A 24107-nucleotide genomic window follows, 5' to 3' on the forward strand; every position below is an offset into this window, starting at 1 on the left:
GAAGTGACGCCGTGACCCAGCCCACCGCTTCGCCAACCCTCGATACGCTGTTCAAGCGCGTTCTGTCGCGGCAGCCGCACGCGCTCGCGCTGGTGGACCCGGCCAACAAGCCGCGCATCACCGGCGAAGCGCCGAGGCGTCTTACCTTTGCGCAGGCCGACCGGATGATCTCGGCGCTGGCGGCCCATTTCATCGAATCCGGTCTGCCGGCGAATTCCGTGATCGCGGTCCAATTGCCGAACACGGTCGAGTTCGCCCTCACCGTGCTCGCCGCCTATCGCGCCGGCCTCGTGGTCGCGGTGTTGCCGCTGCTGTGGCGGCAAGCGGAACTGACCATGGCGCTCAATCGCACCGCGGCCCGCGCCATCGTCACGTCAAGCCGGGTCGACGGTATCCTCTACTCGGATCTCGCCATGAACGCCGCGGCGGAGGCGTTCTCGATCCGTCATGTCTGCGGCTTCGGCACCGATCTGCCCGAGGGCATGTTCTCGCTCGACGATGCGATGACCCGACAATCCACCACCACGCGCGCCGTGATCCAGGACGGGCGCAAGGCCGCGCTGATCAGTTTCGACGTGACCGCCGACGGCTTCCGTCCGGTGCCGCGCGCGCATCTCAGCCTGATCGCGGGCGGCCTTGCGATGTCGCTCGAAAGCGACGTGGCGCAGGGCGCCACCGTGCTGTCGGCATTCGCGCCGATGTCGTTTGCCGGCCTCGCCTCCTCGCTGGTGGTGTGGCTGCTGTCAGGCGGAACGCTGGTGCTGCATCACCCGTTCGACGAGGCCGTGCTGGAGCAGGAAATCAACGAGCATGCCTGCGACACCCTGATCGTGCCGGCGCAACTGGCGTTGCGGCTGGACGAACTTGATCTCGCCGCGCGGATGCCGAGCCTGCGCAATGTCATCGGGCTGTGGCGCGCCCCCGAACAGGTCGCCTCCAGCGCGAACTGGGCCGCGCAACAGGCCACGCTGACCGACATCTATCTGTTCGGCGAGGCCGGGTTGTTCGGCGCACGCCGGATCGCCGAGGACGGTTCACCCGCCCGGATCAAGCCCGGCCCGCACGGCGCGCCGCGCGAACTGCCGGGTACCTCGATTGCGGGCGAGATCCTGCTGACGCCGCGGGGAACACTCGGATTGCGCGGTCCGATGGTGCCGGTCGCAGCCTATGCACCGCCACCTCCGCCAAGCGACTCGCTGATTGCACCGCCGCCGCGCGATTTCGTCGACACCGACTATGCCGCGCGGCTCGACCGCGCGACCGGCGCGATCAACATCACCGCCCCCCCCTCGGGCATCATGGCCGTCGGCGGCTACCGCTTCCTCGCGCAGGACCTGCAGGAGTGGGCCCGACGGCTTGGACAAGGCGCGCTGCTGACCGCGCTTCCCGACCGCCTCAGCGGCCACCGGCTTGCCGGCCGCGCCCACGACAATGGCCGCGCCCGCGACGCGTTGGCGGAACTCGGCCTTAACCCATTGATGGTCGAAGCATTTCGCGATCGTAGCAACTCGGCATGAGGCCCCGAAAGGGCACCTGTTGACGCGCCATTAAGCCCGGCAAACTAGGATCGCGTTCCACGCGTCATCCGAGTTGTCAAATGTCCCAGCAAGGCCCGATCCTCGTCGTATCGACCGCACCGCGGCCGTCGTTTGCCGACGCGCTCGACGTCGCCAGGCTGTTTCCGGTCATCGAGGCCGAATGGGCGGACGCCGCACGCGCGGTCGACCAGGTCCAGCCGGCCGCGGTTGTAACCGATTGCTCAGGAATCGATGAGACAGGTTTCGCGGCGTTGGCGACACGCGTCGCCGCGCGCCAGCCCTATCTGCCCCTGATCGCGATCGATCCGCAGATGGCGCTTCCAGACAACGCCATTCCGTTCTTTCAAATCCAGGGGCACTCCGATCGCCTGATCGTGCGTTTGCGCGCGGCGCTGCGGGTCCGCGCATTGCATGCCACCGTCATGCGCCGGCAGGAGCCGGCGGTGCCGATCACCTTGTCAAATATCGATCTCGCGCGCGAGGCAACGGTGCTGCTGATCGGGCGCGGCGACGCCTATCCCGCGCTGTCCGTCACGCTCGGCGAACGCACCGGCGTCGTCGGCGCCCTCTCGATCGAAGCCGCGGCCAACCATCTCAACGTCAGGGACATCGACGGCATCGTGCTCGGTGAAGGTTTTAGCCCGCGCGTCGTCGACGCCTTCCTGACCGTATTGGCCGAGGACGCCCGCTTCCGCCATCTGCCTGTCGTCGTGACCTCAGGCGATCTGGCGCCGTCCTATGATCTGCCGAACCTGGAGATCGTCTCCGGCGACGCATCACAGGTGGCGGCGGCGGTGTTGCCGTTGATCCGCCAGCACGCTTTCGAAGCCGGCTTGAGCCGCACGCTGAAGTCGATCGACGCCGACGGCCTCATCGATATCAGGACCGGCCTTTTGACATCCGCCGCGTTCGACCGCGATTTCGCCAGCGCCATCTATCAGACGCAGCAACGGGGCGGCGGATTATCCGTGGCGCGTTTTGGTTTCGATCCCGCGCATCCCCGCGCCCAGGTCGACGGCGCGCGGATTATCAGCCGCCTGATGCGGCAGATGGATTTTGGCGCCCTCGGAGAAGACGGATCGGTCGTCGTCGCCTTTGCCGAGACCGATCTGCGAACGGCGCACGCCATCGCACGGCGGCTGTCGAGCGTGATGCGCCACACCAGCCACGGCCCGCGTGACACGCGATCGGAACCCGAGGTGACGGTCGCGACCCTGCTTTCGAATGATTCGGCGAAGTCGCTGCTGTCGCGACTTCAGCAAGACGCGCAACGCGCCGCCTCGTAAATGTTCCGCGATATCTGACGGAACAACCATGCATGTCCTGCATTGTAGAGCATCAATTCTACACTGGAGGACGACATGAAGAAAATTGCACTGATCACTGCGTCGCTGGCCTTGCTGGCAAGCCCGGTTCTCGCCGAGGAAGCCAAGACCGTCGGCACCGCGCCGGCGGAAGCGAAATTCTCGACGGTCGCGCCTAACGAGATGTTCTCGTCGAAGCTGAAGGGCCTGAACGTCTATAACCAGAAGGACGAGTCGGTCGGCGAAATCACGGATATCGCGATCAAGAACAACGCGGTTGACGCGCTGATCCTTTCGGTCGGCGGATTTCTCGGCGTGGGCGAGCACTATGTTGCAGTCTCGCCGTCGTCGGTGAACGTGAGGCACGACGCCAAGAACGACAAGTGGTTGGCGTCGATGAACACCACCAAGGAGGCGCTGAAGGCCGCGCCGGAATTTAAGTATCCGAAGTAAGCAAATAACTTCGCCACGTGAGAACGGCCGTCGGCGGTAACGCCGGCGGCCGTTTGCGTTTGCTTCGTAGGGTGGGTTAGCCGAAGGCGTAACCCACCAACTTCGTGCGGCGTGGTTGACACCGCGGTGGGTTACGGCTTCGCCTAACCCACCCTACGAATCTCACGCCGCCTTCTTGTTCTCCGCGAGATTGGCGAGCTGGCGCAAGATCTCGGTGGTACCCATCAGACGCTCTTCCGGAGTCTTCCATATCTGTAGGAACACCACCTTCATGTCCGGGCGCACCTTTGCGGCCTGGCCGTGCTGGCGGATGAAGAACACCAATCGATCCGGCTGCGCGAACTTGTTGTCGCGGAAGGTGATGACGGCGCCCTTCGGCCCGGCATCGACCTTCTCGACATTGGCGCGGCGGCAATAGGCCTTGATCGCGGCGACCTTGAACAGATAGCGCACCTCGTCCGGCAGCACGCCGAAGCGGTCGCGCATTTCGGCGGCGAAATTATCGATCTCGTCATCGGTTTCGAGGTCGGCGAGCCTTCGGTACAGCGACAGCCGTACCGCGAGGTCGGCGACGTATTCCTCGGGGATCAGCACCGGCATGCCGATGGTGATCTGCGGCGACCAGCGGTCGGCGGCGGGCTCCGACACGCCAGCCTTGAGGTTGAGGATCGCCTCCTCCAGCATCGATTGATAGAGCTCGAAGCCGACTTCCTTGATATGGCCGGACTGTTCCTCGCCGAGCAGATTGCCGGCGCCGCGGATGTCGAGGTCGTGCGACGCAAGTTGGAAACCCGCGCCCAATGTTTCCAGCGACTGCAGCACCTTCAGCCGCCGTTCAGCCTGGGCCGTGATCTTCTGCTGCGCAGGGAGCGTGAACAGCGCATAGGCCCGCAGCTTCGAGCGACCGACCCGGCCGCGCAACTGATAGAGCTGCGCCAGCCCGAACATGTCGGCGCGATGCACGATCAAGGTATTCGCGGTCGGAATATCGAGCCCGGACTCGATGATCGTGGTCGACAACAGGATGTCGTATTTGCCGTCGTAGAACGCCGACATGATGTCCTCGATCACGGTCGGCGCCATCTGGCCGTGCGCGACCGCGACCTTCATCTCCGGCACGTTCTTGTCGAGGAAATCCTTGACGCTGGCGAGATCCTCGATCCGCGGCACCACATAGAACGCCTGGCCGCCGCGATAGCGTTCGCGCAACAGCGCCTCGCGGATCATCAGGGGATCGTGCGGCGCCACGAAGGTGCGCACCGCGAGCCGGTCGACCGGCGGCGAGGCAATGATAGAGAGATCGCGCACGCCGGTCAGCGCCAGTTGCAGCGTGCGCGGGATCGGCGTCGCCGACAGCGTCAGCACATGGACTTGCGCGCGCAACTGCTTCAGCCGTTCCTTGTGGCTGACGCCGAAATGCTGCTCCTCGTCGACGATCAGCAGACCGAGATCGCGGAACTTGATGGCCTTGCCGAGCAGCGCATGGGTGCCGACGACGATGTCGATATTGCCATCGGTCAGCCCCTTCTTGACCTGTGTCAGCTCCTTCGGCGGGATCAGGCGGGAGGCCTGCGCGACATTGACCGGAAAACCCCGGAACCGCTCAGCGAAATTCTTGCTGTGCTGCCGCGCCAACAGCGTCGTCGGCACCACCACGGCGACCTGCTTGCCGTCGAGCGCGACGGCAAACGCCGCGCGTAGCGCCACCTCGGTCTTGCCGAAGCCGACGTCGCCGCAGATCAGGCGATCCATCGGCCGGCCGCTTTCGAGATCCTTCAGCGTCGAGGTGATCGCGCCGAGCTGGTCCTCGGTTTCCTCATAGGGGAAGCGCGCACAGAATTCGTCGTAGACATGCGGTTGCACCGGCATTTTCGGCGCTTCATGCAGATGCCGTTCCGCCGCGATCTTGATCAGTTCGCCGGCGATCTCGCGAATCCGGTTCTTCAGCTTGGCCTTGCGCGCCTGCCAGCCGCCGCCACCCAGCCGGTCGAGTTCGACATTGGCGTGGTCGGAGCCGTAACGCGACAGCAGCTCGATATTTTCGACCGGCAGGAACAGCTTGGTTTCGGCGGCGTAGTGCAGTTCCAGGCAGTCATGCGGCGCGCCGCCGACCTCGATGGTCTGCAGGCCGACAAATCGCCCGATACCGTGCTCGACATGCACCACGAGGTCGCCGGTCGCGAGACTCGTCACCTCCGAGATGAAGTTATCGAGCTTGCGGCTGGATTTGCGCGGCCGCACCAGGCGGTCGCCCAGAATGTCCTGTTCGCTGATGACCGCGACGTCATCGGTCTCAAAGCCGCTCTCCATGCCGACCACGGCCAGCATGGCCTCGTTGCGCGGGGTCGCCTGAACCGTCCGCCAGGTGTTGACGCTGGTGAGGTTGAGCAGCTTGTGGTCCCGCAGCATGCTGCCCATGCGGTCGCGCGAACCTTCGCTCCACAGCGAGATGACTACCTTCTTGCGCTGCGCCTGCAACGCCTGCACATGCGCCACCACGGATTCGAACACGTTGACCGCGGTGTCGGCGCGTTCGGGCGCAAAGCTGCGGCCGGCGCGCGCGCCGGCGTCTATCACGTCGCCGCCGTCGTCCGGCACCGCGAACGGCGTCAGCCGCGCCAGTGCCGCTTCGCCCAGCCGTTCCGTCCATTCCGCATCGGTCAGATAGAGCCGGTCCGGCGGCAACGGCTTGTAAATCGCGCCGCCGCCAGGATGATCCAGCGCCTGGCGCCGGGCCTCGTAGTAGTCCGCGATCTGCTTGAATCGCTCACGCGCGGCATCCTCGGCCTGCGGCTCGATCGCGACCACGGCGCCGTCGAGATAGTCGAACAGCGTGTCCATCCGCTCCTGGAACAGCGGCAGCCAATGCTCCATGCCGGGGTGACGGCGGCCTTCGCTAACCGCTTCGTACAGCAGATCGTCGCGCTGCGGCGCGCCGAAGGTCGCGACATAGCCCATGCGAAAGCGGCGAATGGTTTCGGTGACGAGCTGGAATTCCGAGATCGGCACCAGATCGAGCGCGCGCATGTCGAGCAGCGTGCGCTGGGTTTCGGCGTCGAAGGTGCGGATCGATTCGAGGCTGTCGCCGAAAAAATCGAACCGTACGGGCTGTTCGAGCCCGGCCGGAAACAGGTCGAGAATGCCGCCGCGCACGGCATATTCGCCGGGTTCACGCACGGTCGACGAGCGGTTGTAGCCGTTGTGCTCGAGCCAGGCGACGATCGAGTCCATCGGCACGACATGGCCGGGAGCCACCGACAGCGCCTGCGCCGCGACGACCTCGCGCGCCGGCACCCGCTGCACGACGGCGTTGACCGTGGTCAGCACGATCAGCGGTTTGTCGCTGCCCTTCAGGCGCGCCAGCCGTGCCAGCGTGGTGAGGCGCTGCGCCAGGATGCCGCCATGCGGCGACACCCGGTCATAGGGCTGGCAGTCCCAGGCCGGAAACTGCATCACCGGCAAATCGGGCGCGAAAAATTCCAGCGCGCGGGCCAGTTGCTGCATGCGCGGACCGTCGCGGCAGACCACCGCGAGGCTCACGGCCGACGGTTTTGGTTTGGCCGCGACCGCTCGCGCGAGATCTGAGACCACAAGCCCTTCCGCGCCCTCGGCGACATTGGCAAAGGTCAGCGCGCGGCCGGGGACGAGCAGCGTGGCGGGCGATTTGGCAGGCGATTTCATGCGTCGTGTTCCACCGCGCGAAACGCCTTGATGCGGTCGTACAGCGCACTGGCATAGTCCGGCGCCAACGGCTTGTCGCCGGTCAACGCAGCATAGAGATCGGGATCGGGCAACTCGATCAGGTGTTCAAGCTGCGTCAGTTCACCCTCCGACAGGCCGGCGATCTCGGCATCGGCAAAGCGGCCGAGGATCAGGTCCATCTCGCGGGTCCCGCGATGCCAGCAGCGAAACAGCAGCCGCTTGCGGCGGTCATCGAGCCCGCTGCTTGATCGTGTCGATCCCGTCATGTCGTCAATCCCATCCGAACGCCAAAAGCCCGGACGTGCCGGGCGGGGTTGATATAGCCATCGGGACCGGCGATGTCAGCCCTACTATTCCCCGATTTATCAACTGTATCGTCATTGCCGGGCTTGACCCGCCTGCGCGGCCAAAGCCATCTGAGCCACAATGGTTGCCGGATGCTTCGGCGTGGCGTAGGCCCGGCAATCCTTCCTCCTGAAGAGGGATGTATGCGCCCCAGTCTGCTCAATCCCCTGTTTGCGCCGGTCACGACCCTTTCCGGCGTCGGGCCGAAGCAGGACAAGCTGCTGCAATATCTGCTTGGCCGTAACGAGACCGCGCGGCTGGTCGATTTGCTGCTGCATCTGCCGGCCAGCGTGATCGACCGCCGGGCCCGGCCGAAGATTCGCGACGCCGTGCAGCGGACCGTGGTGACCTTGGAGGTCACCGTCGATCGGCATCGCCCGCCTCCGCCGCGCAGCGCCCGCGCGCCGTTCCTGGTCTATGCCAGCGACGACACCGGCGACGTGGTGCTGACGTTCTTCCGGGCCAAGCCCGGCTATGTCGAAAAGCTGCTGCCGGTCGGCGAGAAGCGCTACGTTTCCGGCACGCTGCAAATGTATGACGGCATCCCGCAGATCGTGCATCCCGATCGCGTCATCGACGAGGCCGGATTTGCCAAACTCACCGGCATCGATCCCGTCTATCCGCTGACCGAGGGCCTCGCGCTCGGCTCGCTGCGGCGGGCGATCGCGCAGGCGCTGACCAAGCTGCCGGACCTGCCGGAATGGATCAGCCCGGACGTGCTGCGTCGCTGCAAGTTTCCGCCGATCCGCGAAGCGCTGAATCGCGTCCACGTCCCGGTCGAACTGACGGATATCCTACCCGACGGTCCGTTCTGGTCGCGGCTGGCCTTCGACGAACTGCTCGCAGGCCAATTGGCGCTGGCGCTGGTTCGCGCGCAGTTGCGGCGCCCGGCCGGCGACCGCCACGCCGGCGACGGCCATCTGCGAGCCAAGATCATCGACGCGCTGCCCTACGCGCTGACAACGTCGCAGCGCGAGGCGGTGGCGGCGATCACCGAGGACCTGCGCCAACCGGTGCGGATGCTGCGCCTGCTGCAGGGCGATGTCGGATCGGGCAAGACGGTGGTGGCACTCTTGGCCGCAGCCGCCGTCATCGAGGCCGGCAAGCAGGCGGCGCTGATGGCGCCGACCGAGATTTTGGCGCGGCAACATATCAAGACCATCACGCCACTCGCCGAGCGCGCGGGGCTGCGCGTGGCCATCCTCACCGGCCGCGAGAAGGGCAAGGAGCGCCGCGAGATTCTTGAACGGCTGGAAGCCGGCGAGATCGATTTTCTGGTCGGCACCCATGCGCTGATCCAGGACGACGTGGTGTTCAAATCGCTGGCGCTGGCGGTGGTCGACGAGCAGCACCGTTTCGGCGTCCGCGAGCGGCTCGCGCTCACCAACAAGGGCGAAGCCGTCGACGTTCTCGTGCTCAGCGCGACGCCGATCCCGCGCACGCTGGTGCTGACTTATTTCGGCGATATGGACGTCAGCGAATTGCGCGAGAAGCCGGCCGGCCGCCAGCCGATCGACACCCGCACGGTTCCGAACAGCCGCCTCGAGGAGGTTGTCGACGGCGTCGGCCGCGCGCTGAAGGCCGGCAAGCTGGTGTACTGGATCTGTCCGCTGGTCGAGGAATCCGAGGCCGAAGGCACCGAGCATCTCACCAACGCCACCGAACGCTTCGAGCGCTTGCGGGAACGGTTCGGCGACAAGGTCGGCCTGGTGCATGGCCAGATGAAGGGCACCGACAAGGACCGCGTGATGGCGCAGTTCGCCGCCCACGAGATCGGCCTCTTGGTCGCGACCACCGTGGTCGAGGTCGGCGTCGACGTGCCCGCCGCGTCGATCATGGTGATCGAGAACGCCGAGCGCTTTGGGCTTGCGCAACTGCACCAGTTGCGCGGCCGGATCGGCCGCGGCTCCGAGGCCTCGACCTGTCTCCTGCTCTACAAAGAGCCACTCGGCGAGATGTCGACCGCGCGGCTGAAGGTGATCCGCGAAACCACCGACGGATTCCGCATCGCCGAGGAGGATCTGAAGCTGCGCGGCGAAGGCGACGTGCTCGGCATCCGCCAGAGCGGCCTGCCCGGCTACCGCATCGCGCGCTCCGAGGTCCACGGCCAGCTCATCACGCAAGCGCGCGACGAGGCGCTCCGCATCCTCAAGGACGATCCGAAGCTCAAGGGCGAGCGCGGCGAAGCGCTGCGGTGCTTGCTGTATCTGTATGAACGCGACGAGGCGGTGCCGTTGATCGGGGCTGGTTGACGCTCTCTCAACGTCATTGCGAGCGTAGCGAAGCAATCCAGTCTTTCTTTGTGCGGCAAGATGGATTGCTTCGTCGCTACGCTCCTCGCAATGACGGCGGATGGACCGCGGCTCCCTACTCCACCTTCGCAGGCGCCAGCGAACCCGAATTCGCGACACGCGCCGCGTTCGCCATGCCGGCCAGCGCCGCCACCTTCTTTTGTGAATCCGAGCCCGGCTGCACCACGCCGGCCGACATGATCAGGGTCGCGGCGTCTTCGGCGCTCATGTCGACTTCGATGATCTTGCTGCGCGGCACGTAGAAAAAGAATCCGGTGGTCGGGTTCGGCGCGCAGGGCAGGAATACCGAGACCTGCTCCTCATTGCCGGGAAGCTTGTTGGCGATTTCGACGCTCGGCGGCTGCGAGATCAGCACGATCGACCACATCCCGGGCGACGGAAACTCGACCAGGCCGACGCGGCGGAAGCTCGAGCCCGAGCCGGAGAACAGCGTCTCGAACACCTGCTTCAGGCCGCGATAGATCGCCCGCACGGCCGGAATACGACCCAGCAGCCGTTCGCCGAGATCGACCAAGGTGCGGCCGATCAGGTTCGCGGTGAGGAAGCCCAATAGCGTCAGCGCGATCACGGCGACGATCAGGCCGGAGCCCGGCAGTCCGAACGGCAGGTAGGTTTCCGGCCGATAGGCGGTCGGAACGAACGGGCGAACCAGGTTGTCGACCCAGTTCACGAACCACCAGGTCAGGTAAAAGGTGATGGCGATCGGGCCCGCGACCACCAGGCCGGTCAGGAAATAGTTCCGAAACCGGGCCATCAGGCCGCGCGGGTGATCCGGCTGCATGTCTTCGGGGGGAGCGGTCGGGGGCAGTTCTTCGCGGTTCATTGCGGTTCCAGGTCGGTCGAGGCGGCCGGCACACTCCCAGCTAAGCCATCCTAGCAGGTTTTTGAAGGGCCAGCGTGACGGCCGATCGGCTTACCTATTCGACGGTTACCGATTTCGCGAGATTTCTCGGCTGATCGACGTCGGTGCCCATGACCACGGCGGTATGATAGGCCAATAGCTGCACCGGGATGGCATAGACCATCGGCGTAAATGTCGCAGCCATGTCGGGCAAAATGATCGTGACCAGCGATTCCATGGTCGCCTCCGCCGCCCCCTTGGCGTCGGTCATCAGGATGATGTTGCCGCCGCGGGCGGCGACTTCCTGCATGTTGGAAACGGTCTTCTCGAACACCCGGTCATGCGGCGCGATCACCACGACAGGCATGTTCTCGTCGATCAGCGCGATCGGCCCGTGCTTGAGTTCGCCGGCGGCATATCCCTCGGCGTGGATATAGGAGATTTCCTTCAGCTTCAGCGCGCCTTCCAGCGCCAGCGGATAGCTGGTGCCGCGGCCGAGATAGAGCACGTCTTTCGATTTCGAAATCTCGCGCGCCAGCTTTTCGATCTGCGGTTCGATCGTCAGCGCCTGCGCCATCAGGCGCGGAATTTCGATGAGGCCATGCACCAGCTTGGCTTCGTCGGCATCCGACAATTCGCCCCTCGCCTTGCCGACGGCAACCGCCAGCGAGGCCAGCACCATCAACTGGCAGGTGAAGGCTTTTGTCGAGGCGACGCCGATTTCGGGACCGGCCAGCGTCTGCAGCATGGTCTCGCTCTCGCGCGCGATCGTCGAGGTCGGGACGTTGACGACGGATAGCGTGTGAACGCCCTCGGCCTTGGCGTAGCGCAGTGCTGCCAGCGTATCGGCGGTCTCACCGGATTGCGAAATGAAGATCGCGAGATCGCCCTTGCGCAGCGGCGCCTCGCGGTAGCGGAATTCGGACGCGACGTCGATCTCGACCGGCACGCGGCCGAGCCGCTCGAACCAGTATTTGGCAACATAGCCGGCATAGCTCGCGGTGCCGCAAGCTACGATCGAGATGCGCTGAATGTCCTTGAAGTCGAACGGCAGTTTGACCGGCAGCATGACGCGCTCGCTCGCCATGTCGATATAGCGGGCCAGCGTGTGGCCGACCACTTCCGGCTGCTCGTGGATTTCCTTGGCCATGAAGTGGCGATAGTTCGCCTTGTCGACCAGGAACGACGACGCGCCGGATTTCAGCACTTCGCGGTTGGCTACCGCGTTATGTTCGTCGTAGATCACGCTGACTTCGCGCGACAGCACCACCCAGTCGCCATCTTCGAGATAGCTGATGGTGTCGGTGAACGGCGCCAGTGCGATCGCGTCCGAGCCCAGATACATCTCGCCGTCGCCATGACCGACCGCGAGCGGCGAGCCTTTGCGGGCGCCGATCATCAGATCGTTATGGCCCTTGAAGACGAACGCCAGCGCGAATGCGCCGCGCAGTTGCGGCAGCGACTTTTTCACCGCCTCCTGCGGCGTATCGCCGTTGAGCAGATAGGAATTGACGAGATGCGCGACCACTTCGGTATCGGTCTCGCTGGAGAATTTGGCGCCCTGCTTCTCAAGCATGGTGCGCAGTTCGCGAAAATTCTCGATGATGCCGTTGTGGACGACGGCTACGTTTTCGGTCGCATGCGGATGTGCGTTGCTTTCGGTCGGCTTGCCGTGGGTCGCCCAGCGGGTGTGACCGATCCCGGTATGGCCGGCGAGCGGCTCGGCCTGCAGCCGCTTTTCCAGGTTCTTGAGCTTGCCCTCGGCGCGGCGGCGCGCCAGGTAATCGCCTTCCAGCGTGGCGACGCCTGCGGAATCGTAACCGCGATATTCCAGGCGTTTGAGCGAATCCACCAGCAGCTCCGCGACCGGGCTGCGTCCGAGAATGCCGACAATGCCGCACATGCGGTTGAATATCCCCAAATCGTCGTAAATTCGCCAAATCAGCGCCGGGTTCTCTTAACGAAAAACCGCGGCTTGCAGATACTCAATAATTATTGCGGATTGAGACAGCGTTAAACGGAAAGCTTAACGGGAGGCCCCGACGGGGGATTCACCTGTCATATATCCCCGAACTGTCATCGCCCGGCTTGCCGCCTCCGCTAAAGCTCCGGCGAGCCAACGTCGGGAGCCTCGGCGAAGCCTTGGCGGAGCCGGGACCGGGCGATCCAGTACGCCGCGGCCTAACCACGTCATTGCGAGCGAAGCGAAGCAATCCATAGCGCCACAGTAAGAAAGAATGGATTGCCGCGTCGCTTCGCTCCTCGCAATGACGTGGATAGGTCAGAATACGACTCCTCGATCTCGCGACACACTGTGCCCGAAGTTTTGCATTTTCGTTGGCCCTCGAAATCAGAGGGCGCGGGGAAGACCGGGTGCGCGCTGCACCCGCGGTCTCGCAGGCTGTTGCGAAGAGATAGGCTGCCCACGAGCATACAGGTTCAGCGGAGAACACCCGGCCTTCCCTGCGCAATGGCTTTACGGCTTATACGAGATCGTCCTGGTGACCCTGCTTTTTGTGACACCATCGCCAGCGGTCTGCTTTCGCATCTGCCAGCTTGACGCCTGCATCGGGGCGTCGGACCCAAACGATTTCACCGTACGCAACGGATGCGCTCGTCTTTCGCACCATCGCGTCCACCGCTCCCTGCCCCGCGTTTGCGACGACGGCCGACGCCCCTTGTGTCCCAAAAATTTGGCAGAATGAGCGAACGGGCGGTTGCGGACCAACCGCCCGTTGCTGGAACTGAGCCCGTACGCCCCAAAGGCGACAGAGCCTGTACCAGAGCGAGGGACAGCTCCGGCGTCTTCCTCAACCCGAACAGTTGCAAGGGCTTCGAGCCCGTACCGAGCAAGGAAGGGAGTGGATGGTGGCACAAGATGATCGCATTGTCGTGGGCATCGATGTGGCAAAGGACAAGGTCGATGCGTGCATTCGCTCGCTGTCATTGCGTCAGGTCTGTCCGAACACGGGACAAGGCCACCGCAAGCTGGTGGCCTGGCTTCGCAAGTACAAGGCAACCAGGGCTGTGATGGAGGCGAGCGGCGGTTACGAGCGTGACTGGGCCAAGCTACTGCGCCAGGCCGGTGTCGAGGTGCGGATCGTCGACCCCAAACGCGTCCGCAGCTTCGCGCTATCGGCCGGCCGGCTGGCAAAGAACGATGTGATCGACGCGGAGATGATCGCCTGGTTCGCCGAGATATTTACCGAGGCGCCGAGCCAGACCCACGATGCCGCACGCGAGGAGTTGCTGGCGCTGGTGAAAGCGCGCATCGGTCTGGGTGATCTCAAGACGCGCTTGCAAAGCCAAAACGAGCATGCTGCACCAGGACTGGTTCAGAAAACGCATGCCCGCGTCTTGAAGAATCTGGTCAGTGAAATTGCCAAGCTCGAGGCGGCAATTGCGGCCAAGATCAAGGCCTCGCCACACCTTGCCGAGCGTGCCGAGATCATCGAGAGCGTGCCGGGCCTCGCCGAAACGACCTCCGCCAACCTCATTGCGGGGATGCCGGAGCTTGGGCAGGTGAGCAACAAGATCGCCGGTGCGTTATTAGGCGCCGCCCCGTACGACGACGATAGCGGCCATCGGCGCGGTGAGCGTCATATCAAGGGTGGCCGCCGCTGGGTCCGCAACGCCATCTACATGCCCTGCCTCGGCGCAGCCACGCAGAACAACCCGGTGCTCAAGGCCTTCTACGACCGCCTGATTGCCAAGGGAAAGAAGCCGAAAGTGGTGCTTGTCGCCTGCATGCGCAAGCTCATCGTCATCCTCAACATCATGATCGCACGACGGCAGAAATGGGATCCCAGCCGTTACGCACTGAACTGAGCGAGCGCACCTCACCGCGCTCGGTCGATGACCGAGCGCATGCCAAGCCAACAGACCGGAGAGCGGACGGGGTCAAGGCCGTAAGCCGCCGAAGGCGGGGCGCGCCCCGCGCCAGCCTTGAGGCCCGGCCGATCGCCGGTTTACTTCAGCACAGTTGCTCTGGTGGGACAGGATGGCGGGAGTCCTAGATCTGATTTGCCCGACGGGGCCAGCGGAATATTTTTCCGCGAAGGGCTGGACAGACTTTTGGTGATTTGCCCGTCGGGTTGATTTGTCGCAGTCGTGCGCCGGCAATTGCGCTTGCGTCGAAGGCCGAAGCAGTAGATGCAGGCCGGCCTGCACTAGACCCGCACGCCGCACAGCGCGCAAATGATTGTTGCGGAGATGAGGGCCGCGACGGTCAACCCAGCCTGCCAGACACGACAAGCGATCGTGGCATCATCATGACCCGCAGTCCCGACACGAGATGCGTCCCAAACGCGAATTTTATTTAGAGGCTCGGGCGCGAGCTACGACCAAAGCCATTTGTTGATAGTTCGGTAATCTTATCCCTTCAGATTCCGACAGTTAGTTGCGTTGGAGTACCCCGTGGACAATTTTGACGAACTGCGTGACCTCGCAGCGGACGTTCGCGCATTCATTGAAAGTTCCAGAGACCCAGCCGCCGCATTGAGAGATGTTGTCGCGGCTTATGACGTCGTCCTGGGTATTTACCCATCCAACGACGGAATGGGGCTTCACGTCGTTAAGGGGAGTAGCCTCCTCGACCGACTCGCTACCCTTCAGTCGAACGCCCTGTATACGCACACCGCCGTAGCCGTTCAGAACCGGGAACAGGCGGTGCAGCTTCAGACGTTGATTGCTTAAAGGCCTTGGCGCTGACATGGGCGTCGCATGCGACAGATGACTGCAATTCAGTGATCTGCCCGACGGGCAAATCGGTTCTGTCACGCAAACAGCGGCGCGCCGCTCGGCTTCGACGGTTCGGCCTGCTTCTCCCGCGGAACCGTGGCGAGGTTCGGCAGATCGAGAACCGCACACAGCGCTGCGCTCAATCTCTCCTCAGCCTCCCCGACGTCCGCCGCCCCTTCCCTGTCCCGCCACGCCACCACGCCGTCCGGCCGCACCAGCAGGGCGCCGGCCTCCTCGATCTCGCGCAGCCGTTGCCACTCCCAGTACAAATCCTGCGCGTCGGGCGAACCGGTCACAACGGGGCGCAGGAACGGAAGGTCGAGCCGGCGCACGGCCTCGCTCCACGCGGTTCCGGCGAGACCGGTCACGACGGTGAAGAGGCCCTTCCCGGTCACGTCCAATGTTGAGATGCGCCTGCCGTCCGAACCGACCAGCCAGGCGTGCGGGATCTTGGCGCCCGGTCGCGTGGTCGGCTGATGGTGGAGATCGCGGTCGCGCCGCCAGACCTCGGGCTCGGCTCCTTCGTCCGCAATGACGGCTGCGGATTGGTAGCGCTGGTTCATCTCGACGCCCTGCGCGTTGAACTCGGTCTGCTTGAGGTCGAGCGCCGTCTGAACCGCCTTGCGGACGGCAACGCCTTCGGGACCGGGATCGCGGAAGCGTGCGATGCCTGCGGCTACCGGATTTTCGGCACCCTGAACCCGGAAGCAGGCGTTCAACGGCGCGTAGTCGAGCCGCGACTGGTTGGCGCGCTGCACGACCTGTTTTCCGACCGGCGACCGCTCCTGCGAAAAGCTCTCCAGCAGTTTTGGGCCGGCCCAGCCCTTGACGGCGTAGGCCAGCTTCCAACCGAGGTTGTGGCCGTCCTGCACGCAGGTGTTATTGCCCAGACCGCTCGACGGCGGATGGCGATGGACGGCATCGCCGCCGCAGAATACCCGTCCTTTCGAATATTGCGTCGCGTAGGCCTGGTTGATGTACCAGACCGAGGTCCGCACGATATCCGGTTCGATCGCGGGATCGCCGATCAAGATTTTGATCTTTTCGCGGACGTTGTGTTCGGAGAGATCAGGCTCGCCCTTATTGATGTCGAAACCCCAGCCGGCGATCCATTGCGTCCACGGCCTGATGGCGCGGAGCAGGCCCATGCCGATCTCGCCAAAACTCGCGTCTGGCGTCACGATCCAGTTCAGGATGCTGGGACGATGCTGGCTGTAGCGGGAGAGATCGGCGTTGAAGATGGTGTAGACCGTGCCCGCGCGCGCCATGCGGCCTTCGATGGGAAGGTCGAGATGCTCGACCACCGAGGATCGTGCGCCATCGGCGCCGACCATGTAGCGCGCCCGAACCGGGTATTCGCGTTTGTCGAGGCGATCGCGCAAGACAGCGGTGACACCATCTGCATCCTGCACGTGACTGACGTATTCGGTGTTGAACGCGAACGTCGCCCCTTTCTCGGCCGCCTTTTGAAACAGAATGGGTTCGAGCAGCGGCTGGATGATATCGACCATGCCGCACGGGCTGGCACGGAGGTAGTCGCCGCGCCGGTCGTCGCCGGTCCCCCACGTCCGCATCCGGATCAGCTCAGGGCCGGCGAGACTGGTCGAGAAGGTCGTGTCGCCCATCAGCTCCCACGGGCTCGCGTAACGCGCGACGTCCTCCGAGATACCAAGGTCGCGAAACACCTCGTTGGCGCGCTGGTTGGTGATGTGCGCGCGCGGGCTGTCGGCCATCCAGTTGCCGCGCGACACGATGTGACAGCGCACGCCTGAATTCGCCAGCGCCAGCGCCGTGGTCGAACCGGTCGGGCCGGCCCCGATGATCAGCACGTCGGTTTCGTATGCCATGTGTGCCTCTGCGGTTGCTCACCGACTTAGCGCGGAATGAGCGTTAGTGCGAGGTGTCGACCTGGCTGGCGGCCATCATGGCCATGCCGGTGATCCAGCCAGGAATGGCTTCGTAGAATTCCTGCTCCATGGTGAACTTGCCGCCCGCCCCGAGCGCGGCGAAGGCCGAGACCCAGGCGAGGACCTCGTTGGCGCCGCGGCCGGCCGTCTCGCGCACGTGATCGGTATCAAGCGCATCCGCCCGCCAGATCTGGCCGCTGCGCAGGATCTCCATGATCTCTTCATCCCATTTGGGATTGAGCGGCTTGCAAGGTCCCTTGCCGGCTTCGGCGAGAGCAGCCGCCTCGAGCACACGTTTTTCGCGCGCCTGCTTGGCCTCCGGGGACGGATGGCGTCCGTTGATGAGGCGCTCGCGAACCTCCGGCGGCGCGTCCTTGATCGATGGCAGCGGCGGGTCGTGCGACAGGCCGCCGGAGGCTGCGAACAGCACGCGCTTTCCCGACTTTGTCGCGAAGCGGCCGACGGATTCGCCGAGTTGCCGGGCACGCCGGTAGGTCGGAATGGGCGGTGCGGCGGCGTTCACGAAGATCGGCAAGATGGGTACGGATTTGAAATCACCCAAGACCGCTTCCCACATCTGAACAAAACCATGGTCGACCGGCATGCGGTACGATACCGCGACGTCGAAATCCTCCGAGCGTACGTGATCGACCAGCGCCAGCGCCGTCTGTTCGGGAACGTCGAGCGGACCGGTGCCGCCTCCCCAGTCGCCGAGCGACACCGCGCCCGCACCGACGCAGAACGAGGGCATCAGATCGTAGAAGAAGCCGTTGAAGTGGTCGGGCGCGAACTGGATGACGTAGTCGGGCTCGAACGCCTTGACGAAGGCGCCGAGCTGCTCGAACGCGGTTCGAACGCGCTGCTCGGTTTCGTTGCTGGCCGGTCCCCGGTACATCAGGGGCGTATGGGACGCGCAGACGATAGCGACTGACATGAGCTGTTTCCTCGCGGTTATTTCTTGACCAATGAACACGCGCTCTCGGAAAGCGGCCGGTTGACTGACTCTCCCGGTAACGTCTGCACGACGTTGTAGAGATCCCAATCGCCCTTGTTCTCACCGGGCTTCTTGACCTGCAGCAGGTACATGTCGTGGATCATCTTGCGGTCGGCACGGATGTAGCCGTCGGCGGCGAAGAAGTCGTGGACCCGCTCCTTCTCCATCTGTTTCATCACGGTCGGCGCCTCATCGGTGCCCACCGCTTTCACCGCCTTGAGATAGTGCGCGACCGACGAATAGACGCCGGCATGAAAGCTGGTCGGCATGATCTTCGCCTTCGCGTAAAAGCGCTCCGCCCAGGCGCGCGTCTCCGGAGTGCGGTCCCAGTAGAACGGCGACACCTCGTAGGCGTCGTGCGCGATCTTCAGCCCGACCGCGCGCATGTCCGTCAGCACCGACTGCAAGGGCACGACCTTGGCTTTCGCGCTCAGCCCGAATTCGTCGGCCTGCTTCAGTGCGGTCACGGTATCGCCGCTTGACGCCGCGATGGCGATGACATTGGCGCCGGCATTGGAGGCCGTCAGCAGGAACGATGCGAAGTCGGAGGTGTTCGGCGGAAACACGGAGTTGCCGACCACCTGCCCGCCATTGAGCTTGACCTGCTCCGACGTGTCCCGCGACAGCGCGTGGCCGTAGGCTTGGTCAACCGTCAGGAAATACCACCTGGTGCCGCCGGCCTCGATCACGGCTTTGGCCGCGCCCTTCGCCAGGTTGTAGGTATCGACCGTCCACTGAACGGTCAGCGGCGAGCAGGCCTTGCCGTTGAAGTCGGACGAGGTCGAGCCCGACAGCAACATGATCTTGCTCTTCTGAACCGCCAGGTTCTGCACGGCAAAACCGATCGGTGAGCCCTGCATGTCGGCGATCGCGTCGACACCTTCGACGTCGAACCACCGCGCGGCGATCTGCGATCCGGTATCGGGCTTGCCGCTGTGATCGGCCGAAATGACTTCGACGTTGAGGCCGGCGCCAAAATCCTCGGCAGCCATTTCGGCCGCGATCACCGAGCCTTTGCCGTTGGCCAACGCCGTCGGTCCGGCGATGTCGGTCAGAACGCCGACCTTTACCTTGCCGCCGCTGAGGTTTGCGGTTTGGGCCGCGGCCGGCGCCGCCGACATCGCGAGGGCCAGCCAGATCGCCGCAGGCACATGAAAGCTCGAATGGGCCATGGTTTCCTCCCGTTGCCGTTTTTTTGGCCGTCCTTTTTGAACGTGCCGGAAGGGATTGCCGCGCTTCCGGCTTGGTTTCCAACGAAGTCTGTGAAATGTTCGCAGTGCGAACAAATCTGGACGGGCCATGCATCGCAACGTCAGGGCACTATCCCGAGGGCTGGCGCTGATCGGCGAGCTCAATGCGAGCGGTCCATCGAACGTCGTGCAACTCGCCAGGCGAACCGGTCTCAACCGGACGACCTGCTATCGTTTGCTCGATACACTACGCGCCGACGGCTATGTGACCTTCGACGAAACCAACGCCTTGTTCGGCCTGACGGCGCAGGTGCGCACGCTGAGCGAGGGTGTCTCGTCCCGCGACCTGTCAAGCCAGGCCGCGCTGCCGGCGATGTTCGGCCTGCTCGACAAGGTGTCATGGCCGAGCGACTTCGGGGTGTTCGAACTCGGATCGGTGCTGATCCGTGAGAGCACCCATCCTTTCAGTCCCTTGTCGATTCACCGCTCGATGGTGGGCCGCAGGCGCTCGCTGGTCCGCAGCGCCATGGGGCGCGCCATCCTCGCGGCATCGCAGCCTTCGCTGCGCCGGGAGATGCTGGAGACGATGGCCTCTCTCGTCGAGGAAGACGCGCCCCTGGCAGGGGATCGCCGCTTCATCGAAAGCATCGTCTCGCAGACCAGGAACGATGGCTACGCGTCCTCGGTCGGCGGGTCCGAGGCGGGCATCAGCGCCATCGCGCTACCGATACAAGTCGGAGGTCCCGTGCTCGGCAGCCTCAACCTGATCTTCTTTTCCTCTTCGATGACACCAGAAGTCGCCGCCGGCAGATATCTGCCTGATATGAAGCAGGCGGTGAAAGACATCGAGCGTCGATGGTCCGCCGCCAACAAGGCGCGCGGCAAGGTCGCGTGAATAAATCGGCGCCGCTGGTGTCGCCGAGCGGCGAACAACGGGGGCGCGGACCAATGGTCGACCACGGGTTGTGTTTCCGGCGCCTGGAGATAAGCTTTGGTTTCCTGAAAGCGAGAGTCCGAGCCGCGAATGGCCATCGACCCGATCCATCAGTTCAAGATTGAGCCGCTTTTCACGATCGGACATATCGGCCATCAGACGATCGCCTTTACCAACTCGTCGCTCTACATGTTTCTGACGGTGGCGCTGATTTCGATCCTGATGATCGGCGGCGTGGCGGGACGGCGGCTGGTGCCCGGACGTTTGCAGTCGATCGCCGAACTCACCTACGAGTTTGTCGCCAGCATGATCCGCGGCAACGCCGGCGCCGAGGGCATGTGGTTTTTCCCGCTGATCTTCTCGCTGTTCATGTTCATCTGCGTTTCGAACCTGGTCGGGATCATCCCTTACGCGTTCACGGTTTCGAGCCACATCATCGTCACGGCGGCGCTGGCGCTCCTGGTGTGGTGCACGGTGCTGATTTACGGCCTCTACAGGAACGGCCTGAAATTCTTCAAGATCTTCGTACCGTCGGGCGTTCCGGTCTACATCCTGCCGCTGGTGGTGTTCATTGAAATCCTGTCGTTCTTCTTTGTGAAGCCGGTCTCGCACAGCCTGCGCCTGTTCGCCAACATGCTGGCCGGCCACATCGCGCTGAAAGTGTTCGCGGGCTTTGTCGCGATGCTCGGCGTCGCATTCGGCGCCATCGGCTGGGTCGGCGGCGTGCTGCCGCTGGGGCTCACCGTCGCACTCACCGCGCTCGAACTGCTGGTCGCCTTCCTGCAGGCCTACGTCTTTGCCATCCTCGCCTGCATCTATCTCAACGACGCCATCCATCCCGGCCACTGACGCCGGGACCCCTCTGGCTTGCGATGTCCTAGCCTTCCTTCGGCTTCCTGCCCTTGGTCTTCAATTCGCGATACCGCGTCGCGCCGCCTTCGCGGATGCTCTGCGGGCTGCGCTCGACCGCCATCGCATCGTCAGGCACATCGCGGGTGATGACGGAGCCGGAGCCGATATAGGCGCCGATGCCGATCTTCACCGGCGCCACCAGCGAGGTGTTGGTGCCGATGAAGGCGCCGGCGCCGATGATGGTCTTGTTTTTGGTAAAGCCGTCATAGTTGCAGGTGATGGTGCCGGCGCCGAGGTTGGCCTTGGCGCCGACATGGGCGTCGCCGACATAGGACAGGTGATTGACCTTGGCGCCGGCCTCGATCGTCGCCGCTTTGGTCTCGACGAAATTGCCGAGCTTGGAGCCGTCGCCCATCGTCGTCCCCGGCCGCATCCGCGCATAGGGACCGAGCTGCACGTTCTTGCCGATCGAGGACTGCACGATGTGGGTGAAGGAATGGACCACGGTGCCGTCGCCGATCGAGACGCCGGGGCCAATCACCACGAACGGCTCGATGGTGACGTCGCTGCCGAACGTTGTGTCGGCTGAGAGAAACACCGTCTCCGGCGCAATCAGCGTCACGCCGGCATCGAGGGCGGCCTGGCGCAGCCGCGCCTGCATCACCGCTTCCGCCTCGGCGAGCTGTGCCTTGTTGTTGATCCCGCGCACTTCGTCTTCGCTGGTTTCGATCACGACGGCCTCCAGTCCCATTTCCCTGACGATGGCGACGGCATCCACAAGATAGTATTCGCGCTTGCTGTTGGCATTGCCGATCTTGTCGATAATTTCGAGCGCCAGGCGGCCGTCGAACGCCATCACGCCGGCGTTGCACAGCGTCACCTTGCGTTCCTCCGGCGTAGCGTCGTCATGTTCGCGGATCGCGACCAGGTGGTCGCCTTCGAGCAGCAGGCGGCCATAGCCGGTCGGGTCGGCGGCGCGGAAGCCGAGCACGGTCAGCGCCGCGCCCTTGGCGAGCGGCGCGCGCATCCGCGCAAAGGTCTCGGCCGAGATCAAAGGTGTGTCGCCGAACGCAATCAAGAGATCGTCGGCGCCGCGCGCAATCGCCTCGCGGGCCGCCAGCACCGCATGCGCGGTGCCGAGGCGCTCGGCCTGAATGAACGTCGCCGCATCCGGGCGGATGCGGGCGACTTCGTCGGAGACCGCCTGGTGGTTCGGCCCGACCACGACCGCAAGTGCTGCCCCCGCGCCATGCGGGGCCGCATCCAGCACATGGGCCAGCAGCGACTGGGAGGCGATGGGATGCAGCACCTTCGGCAGCGCCGATCGCATGCGCGTGCCCTCACCGGCCGCAAGCACGACTGTCAGGCTGGAACGAGCCGTCATTTGGATCCTCAACGAACACACCGGATAGCGCAGGTCTTTATTGCGGGGCCTCTTTAATTGTTTTCCGTGGCAGATCAAACCGATTCGCAGGTCCGCAAAGCTCCGGATTCAGGAACACGGCGCATTTCCTGTTAATGTTTGCCGATGATTCGGCAGGCCTGAGGGAGGGCCAGGAACGCTTGGCCAGGGATTCAGACCATCGCGCTGGGGACTTCGATACCGACAACACCGGCGGTTTGCTGAGCGGTTTGTTGGCCGAGGAAGACGACCTCGACCGCCGCGCGCTGTGGCGGATCGGCTCGTGGGGCGTCGGCGCGGTCGCGGCCGTGGTGGTCGCCGTGATGGCCAACCAGTCCTCGCTCGGCTTGAAGCGCGAGCAGATGGCGGCCGCCGAACTGTCGCGGCAGGCGCAGCAGATCCAGATGGCAGCCCGGGAAAACCAGAGCGAGACGCGCCGTCTCGCCAGCGCGGTCGATACGCTGAACGGCGATCGCGACCGGCTCTATACCCGCGTCACCAGCCTGGAACAGGGGCTGGATTCGGTCACCGGCTCGTTCATCCGGCAGCTTCCGCCCAATGCGGCCGTGTCGCCCCCTGTGCTTCCAACCATCGAACCATCCGCCGCCCAGGCGCCTGCCCCGGTCGTGGCGCCGGTCGCGACCGCCGCCCCCGCGATCGAAAAGTCGGCGACAAAGGCGACAGGCCCGGAGCCGAGCCCTGCCACGATCTCGTCGGTTGCCAAGGACCCTCCGAAAACCGAGCCGGGCAAGGTGGAGAAGGTCGAAGCCGCCAAATCCGATGCCGCCAAATCCGACGTCGCCAAGCTTGAGCCGGCCAAGGAATCCACCAAGAGCGACGCGCCCAAGGCGGATGCCGTCAAAGCTGACATTGCCAAGACTGACATTACCAAGGCTGATGTAGCCAAAGCCGATGCCGCCAAGACCCCTGCCGCGACACCGGCGACACCGCTGGTGGCCGCCAAATCGTTCATGGCCCCGCCCGATCCCTCCGCCACAAAACTGATCGAGCCGGGCAAGCCCGTCAGCGCCGTGGTCGCGAGCCCGATCCCGGAAGTGGTGGCCTCAACGCCGCCGGTCAGCGATGAAGAAGCCGATGAAGCCACCGCGCCGAAAGTCGCTTTGCAGCGGACCGAGTTCGGGGTCGATCTCGGCACCGCCAATTCGGTCAACGGCCTGCGCGCGCTGTGGCGCGGGCTGTTGAAGTCGCGGTCGAATGCGCCGCTGCAGGCGTTGCGCCCGATGATCAAGATCAAGGAAAGCGCCAACGGCTCCGGCATGCAGTTGCATCTGGTCGCAGGCCCGTTGAACGACGCCGGCGCCGCGGCCAAGATTTGCGCGACCATGACGGAAAACAAACGAAGCTGCGAAACCACCGTGTTCGAAGGCCAGCGCCTGACAATGAACGCGGACGAAGCGACACCGGAACCGGCAACTCCCTCCAAGCCTGCGAACCGCAGCCGGCGCGGATCCTCGAAGCGCGCTGCGGCACCTGCGGCAGCCGCGCCCGCCGAGGAGCCGAAGAAGCCGGAAACGACGTCGTCGATTGCATCCTCGATCTCGTCCATGTTCGGCCGCAAGAAGTCGGAATAAT

At 64.3% G+C, this 24107-nt stretch carries 17 protein-coding genes; 9 read left to right on the forward strand and 8 right to left on the reverse strand.

Annotated elements, in window-relative coordinates; genetic code table 11:
• The first annotated feature begins 11 nt into the window (after positions 1–11).
• The 3 genes from BLS26_RS00265 to BLS26_RS00275 all read left to right on the forward strand — a co-directional run bounded on the left by BLS26_RS00265 (position 12) and on the right by BLS26_RS00275 (position 3295).
• Positions 12–1517 (forward strand): class I adenylate-forming enzyme family protein, encoded by a 1506-nt coding sequence (locus BLS26_RS00265; RefSeq protein WP_092507392.1) that lies wholly within the window; start codon positions 12–14, stop codon positions 1515–1517.
• A gap of 80 nt (positions 1518–1597) precedes the next feature.
• Positions 1598–2824 carry a hypothetical protein gene (locus BLS26_RS00270; protein ID WP_092507394.1) on the forward strand — a complete coding sequence of 409 codons (1227 nt, stop codon included), beginning with the start codon at positions 1598–1600 and terminating at the stop codon, positions 2822–2824.
• 75 nt (positions 2825–2899) lie between these two features.
• On the forward strand, positions 2900–3295 hold the full coding sequence (locus tag BLS26_RS00275) for a PRC-barrel domain-containing protein (RefSeq protein WP_092507396.1): 396 nt from the start codon (positions 2900–2902) through the stop codon (positions 3293–3295).
• A 162-nt stretch (positions 3296–3457) separates the two neighbouring features.
• Here BLS26_RS00275 and mfd read toward each other — a convergent pair whose 3' ends face one another.
• Both mfd and BLS26_RS00285 read right to left on the reverse strand, forming a co-directional pair.
• A complete protein-coding gene (gene mfd / locus BLS26_RS00280; protein ID WP_092507398.1) occupies positions 3458–6976 on the reverse strand; it encodes a transcription-repair coupling factor in 3519 nt (1172 codons plus the stop codon).
• Positions 6973–7263, reverse strand: a complete 291-nt coding sequence (locus tag BLS26_RS00285; RefSeq protein ID WP_092507400.1) for a succinate dehydrogenase assembly factor 2 — start codon at positions 7261–7263, stop codon at positions 6973–6975. The genes mfd and BLS26_RS00285 overlap by 4 nt, the downstream gene beginning before the upstream one ends.
• Before the next feature lie 222 nt (positions 7264–7485).
• Between BLS26_RS00285 and recG the strand changes: the two genes are divergently transcribed.
• Positions 7486–9594, forward strand: a complete 2109-nt coding sequence (gene recG / locus BLS26_RS00290) for an ATP-dependent DNA helicase RecG (protein WP_092507402.1) — start codon at positions 7486–7488, stop codon at positions 9592–9594.
• Between the two features lie 115 nt (positions 9595–9709).
• On the opposite strand, the gene BLS26_RS00295 is transcribed toward recG, so the two are convergent.
• Together BLS26_RS00295 and glmS are read right to left on the reverse strand one after the other, a co-directional pair.
• Complete coding sequence (locus BLS26_RS00295; protein WP_092507404.1) at positions 9710–10477, reverse strand: DUF502 domain-containing protein; 768 nt, start codon at positions 10475–10477, stop codon at positions 9710–9712.
• Positions 10478–10571: 94 nt separating this feature from the next.
• Complete coding sequence (gene glmS, locus BLS26_RS00300; RefSeq protein ID WP_092507406.1) at positions 10572–12398, reverse strand: glutamine--fructose-6-phosphate transaminase (isomerizing); 1827 nt, start codon at positions 12396–12398, stop codon at positions 10572–10574.
• Between the two features lie 962 nt (positions 12399–13360).
• Here glmS and BLS26_RS00305 point away from each other — a divergent pair.
• Both BLS26_RS00305 and BLS26_RS00310 read left to right on the forward strand, forming a co-directional pair.
• Positions 13361–14323, forward strand: coding sequence for an IS110 family transposase (locus BLS26_RS00305; protein WP_092507408.1), 963 nt, complete (start codon positions 13361–13363; stop codon positions 14321–14323).
• A gap of 588 nt (positions 14324–14911) precedes the next feature.
• Positions 14912–15190: a hypothetical protein gene (locus tag BLS26_RS00310; RefSeq protein ID WP_092517447.1), complete on the forward strand. Its 279-nt coding sequence runs from the start codon at positions 14912–14914 to the stop codon at positions 15188–15190.
• Positions 15191–15270: 80 nt separating this feature from the next.
• Here BLS26_RS00310 and BLS26_RS00315 read toward each other — a convergent pair whose 3' ends face one another.
• The 3 genes from BLS26_RS00315 to BLS26_RS00325 are packed head-to-tail and all read right to left on the reverse strand — an operon-like array spanning position 15271 to position 19308.
• Positions 15271–17082, reverse strand: a complete 1812-nt coding sequence (locus tag BLS26_RS00315) for an FAD-dependent monooxygenase (RefSeq protein WP_092507410.1) — start codon at positions 17080–17082, stop codon at positions 15271–15273.
• 43 nt (positions 17083–17125) lie between these two features.
• The gene (locus BLS26_RS00320) at positions 17126–18076 is read right to left on the reverse strand and encodes a 3-carboxyethylcatechol 2,3-dioxygenase (protein WP_092507412.1); all 951 of its coding nucleotides are present in this window, start codon (positions 18074–18076) and stop codon (positions 17126–17128) included.
• A 17-nt stretch (positions 18077–18093) separates the two neighbouring features.
• Complete coding sequence (locus tag BLS26_RS00325; protein ID WP_244541800.1) at positions 18094–19308, reverse strand: ABC transporter substrate-binding protein; 1215 nt, start codon at positions 19306–19308, stop codon at positions 18094–18096.
• Between the two features lie 127 nt (positions 19309–19435).
• Here BLS26_RS00325 and BLS26_RS00330 point away from each other — a divergent pair, with 127 nt between their 5' ends.
• Together BLS26_RS00330 and BLS26_RS00335 are read left to right on the forward strand one after the other, a co-directional pair.
• A complete protein-coding gene (locus BLS26_RS00330) occupies positions 19436–20221 on the forward strand; it encodes an IclR family transcriptional regulator C-terminal domain-containing protein (protein ID WP_092507414.1) in 786 nt (261 codons plus the stop codon).
• Positions 20222–20350: 129 nt separating this feature from the next.
• Entirely contained in the window at positions 20351–21109 is a 759-nt protein-coding gene (locus BLS26_RS00335) for a F0F1 ATP synthase subunit A (RefSeq protein WP_092507416.1), read from the forward strand.
• A gap of 28 nt (positions 21110–21137) precedes the next feature.
• Here the strand turns inward: BLS26_RS00335 and glmU are convergent, their stop codons facing one another.
• Positions 21138–22496 carry a bifunctional UDP-N-acetylglucosamine diphosphorylase/glucosamine-1-phosphate N-acetyltransferase GlmU gene (gene glmU, locus BLS26_RS00340; protein ID WP_092507418.1) on the reverse strand — a complete coding sequence of 453 codons (1359 nt, stop codon included), beginning with the start codon at positions 22494–22496 and terminating at the stop codon, positions 21138–21140.
• 179 nt (positions 22497–22675) lie between these two features.
• On the opposite strand from glmU, the gene BLS26_RS00345 reads away from it, so the two are divergent.
• Positions 22676–24106 (forward strand): hypothetical protein, encoded by a 1431-nt coding sequence (locus BLS26_RS00345; protein ID WP_092517451.1) that lies wholly within the window; start codon positions 22676–22678, stop codon positions 24104–24106.
• The last annotated feature ends 1 nt before the right edge of the window (position 24107 follow it).

Source organism: Afipia sp. GAS231 (assembly GCF_900103365.1).
GTDB lineage: Bacteria > Pseudomonadota > Alphaproteobacteria > Rhizobiales > Xanthobacteraceae > Bradyrhizobium.

Bases quoted from the DNA above. Each gene is read 5' to 3' on its own strand.
- BLS26_RS00270 (WP_092507394.1), top strand. From the start codon at position 1,598: ATGTCCCAGCAAGGCCCGATCCTCGTCGTATCGACCGCACCGCGGCCG.
- BLS26_RS00275 (WP_092507396.1), top strand. From the start codon at position 2,900: ATGAAGAAAATTGCACTGATCACTGCGTCGCTGGCCTTGCTGGCAAGC.
- mfd (WP_092507398.1), bottom strand. From the start codon at position 6,976: ATGAAATCGCCTGCCAAATCGCCCGCCACGCTGCTCGTCCCCGGCCGC.
- BLS26_RS00285 (WP_092507400.1), bottom strand. From the start codon at position 7,263: ATGACGGGATCGACACGATCAAGCAGCGGGCTCGATGACCGCCGCAAG.
- recG (WP_092507402.1), top strand. From the start codon at position 7,486: ATGCGCCCCAGTCTGCTCAATCCCCTGTTTGCGCCGGTCACGACCCTT.
- BLS26_RS00295 (WP_092507404.1), bottom strand. From the start codon at position 10,477: ATGAACCGCGAAGAACTGCCCCCGACCGCTCCCCCCGAAGACATGCAG.
- glmS (WP_092507406.1), bottom strand. From the start codon at position 12,398: ATGTGCGGCATTGTCGGCATTCTCGGACGCAGCCCGGTCGCGGAGCTG.
- BLS26_RS00305 (WP_092507408.1), top strand. From the start codon at position 13,361: ATGGTGGCACAAGATGATCGCATTGTCGTGGGCATCGATGTGGCAAAG.
- BLS26_RS00315 (WP_092507410.1), bottom strand. From the start codon at position 17,082: ATGGCATACGAAACCGACGTGCTGATCATCGGGGCCGGCCCGACCGGT.
- BLS26_RS00320 (WP_092507412.1), bottom strand. From the start codon at position 18,076: ATGTCAGTCGCTATCGTCTGCGCGTCCCATACGCCCCTGATGTACCGG.
- BLS26_RS00325 (WP_244541800.1), bottom strand. From the start codon at position 19,308: ATGGCCCATTCGAGCTTTCATGTGCCTGCGGCGATCTGGCTGGCCCTC.
- BLS26_RS00330 (WP_092507414.1), top strand. From the start codon at position 19,436: ATGCATCGCAACGTCAGGGCACTATCCCGAGGGCTGGCGCTGATCGGC.
- BLS26_RS00335 (WP_092507416.1), top strand. From the start codon at position 20,351: ATGGCCATCGACCCGATCCATCAGTTCAAGATTGAGCCGCTTTTCACG.
- glmU (WP_092507418.1), bottom strand. From the start codon at position 22,496: ATGACGGCTCGTTCCAGCCTGACAGTCGTGCTTGCGGCCGGTGAGGGC.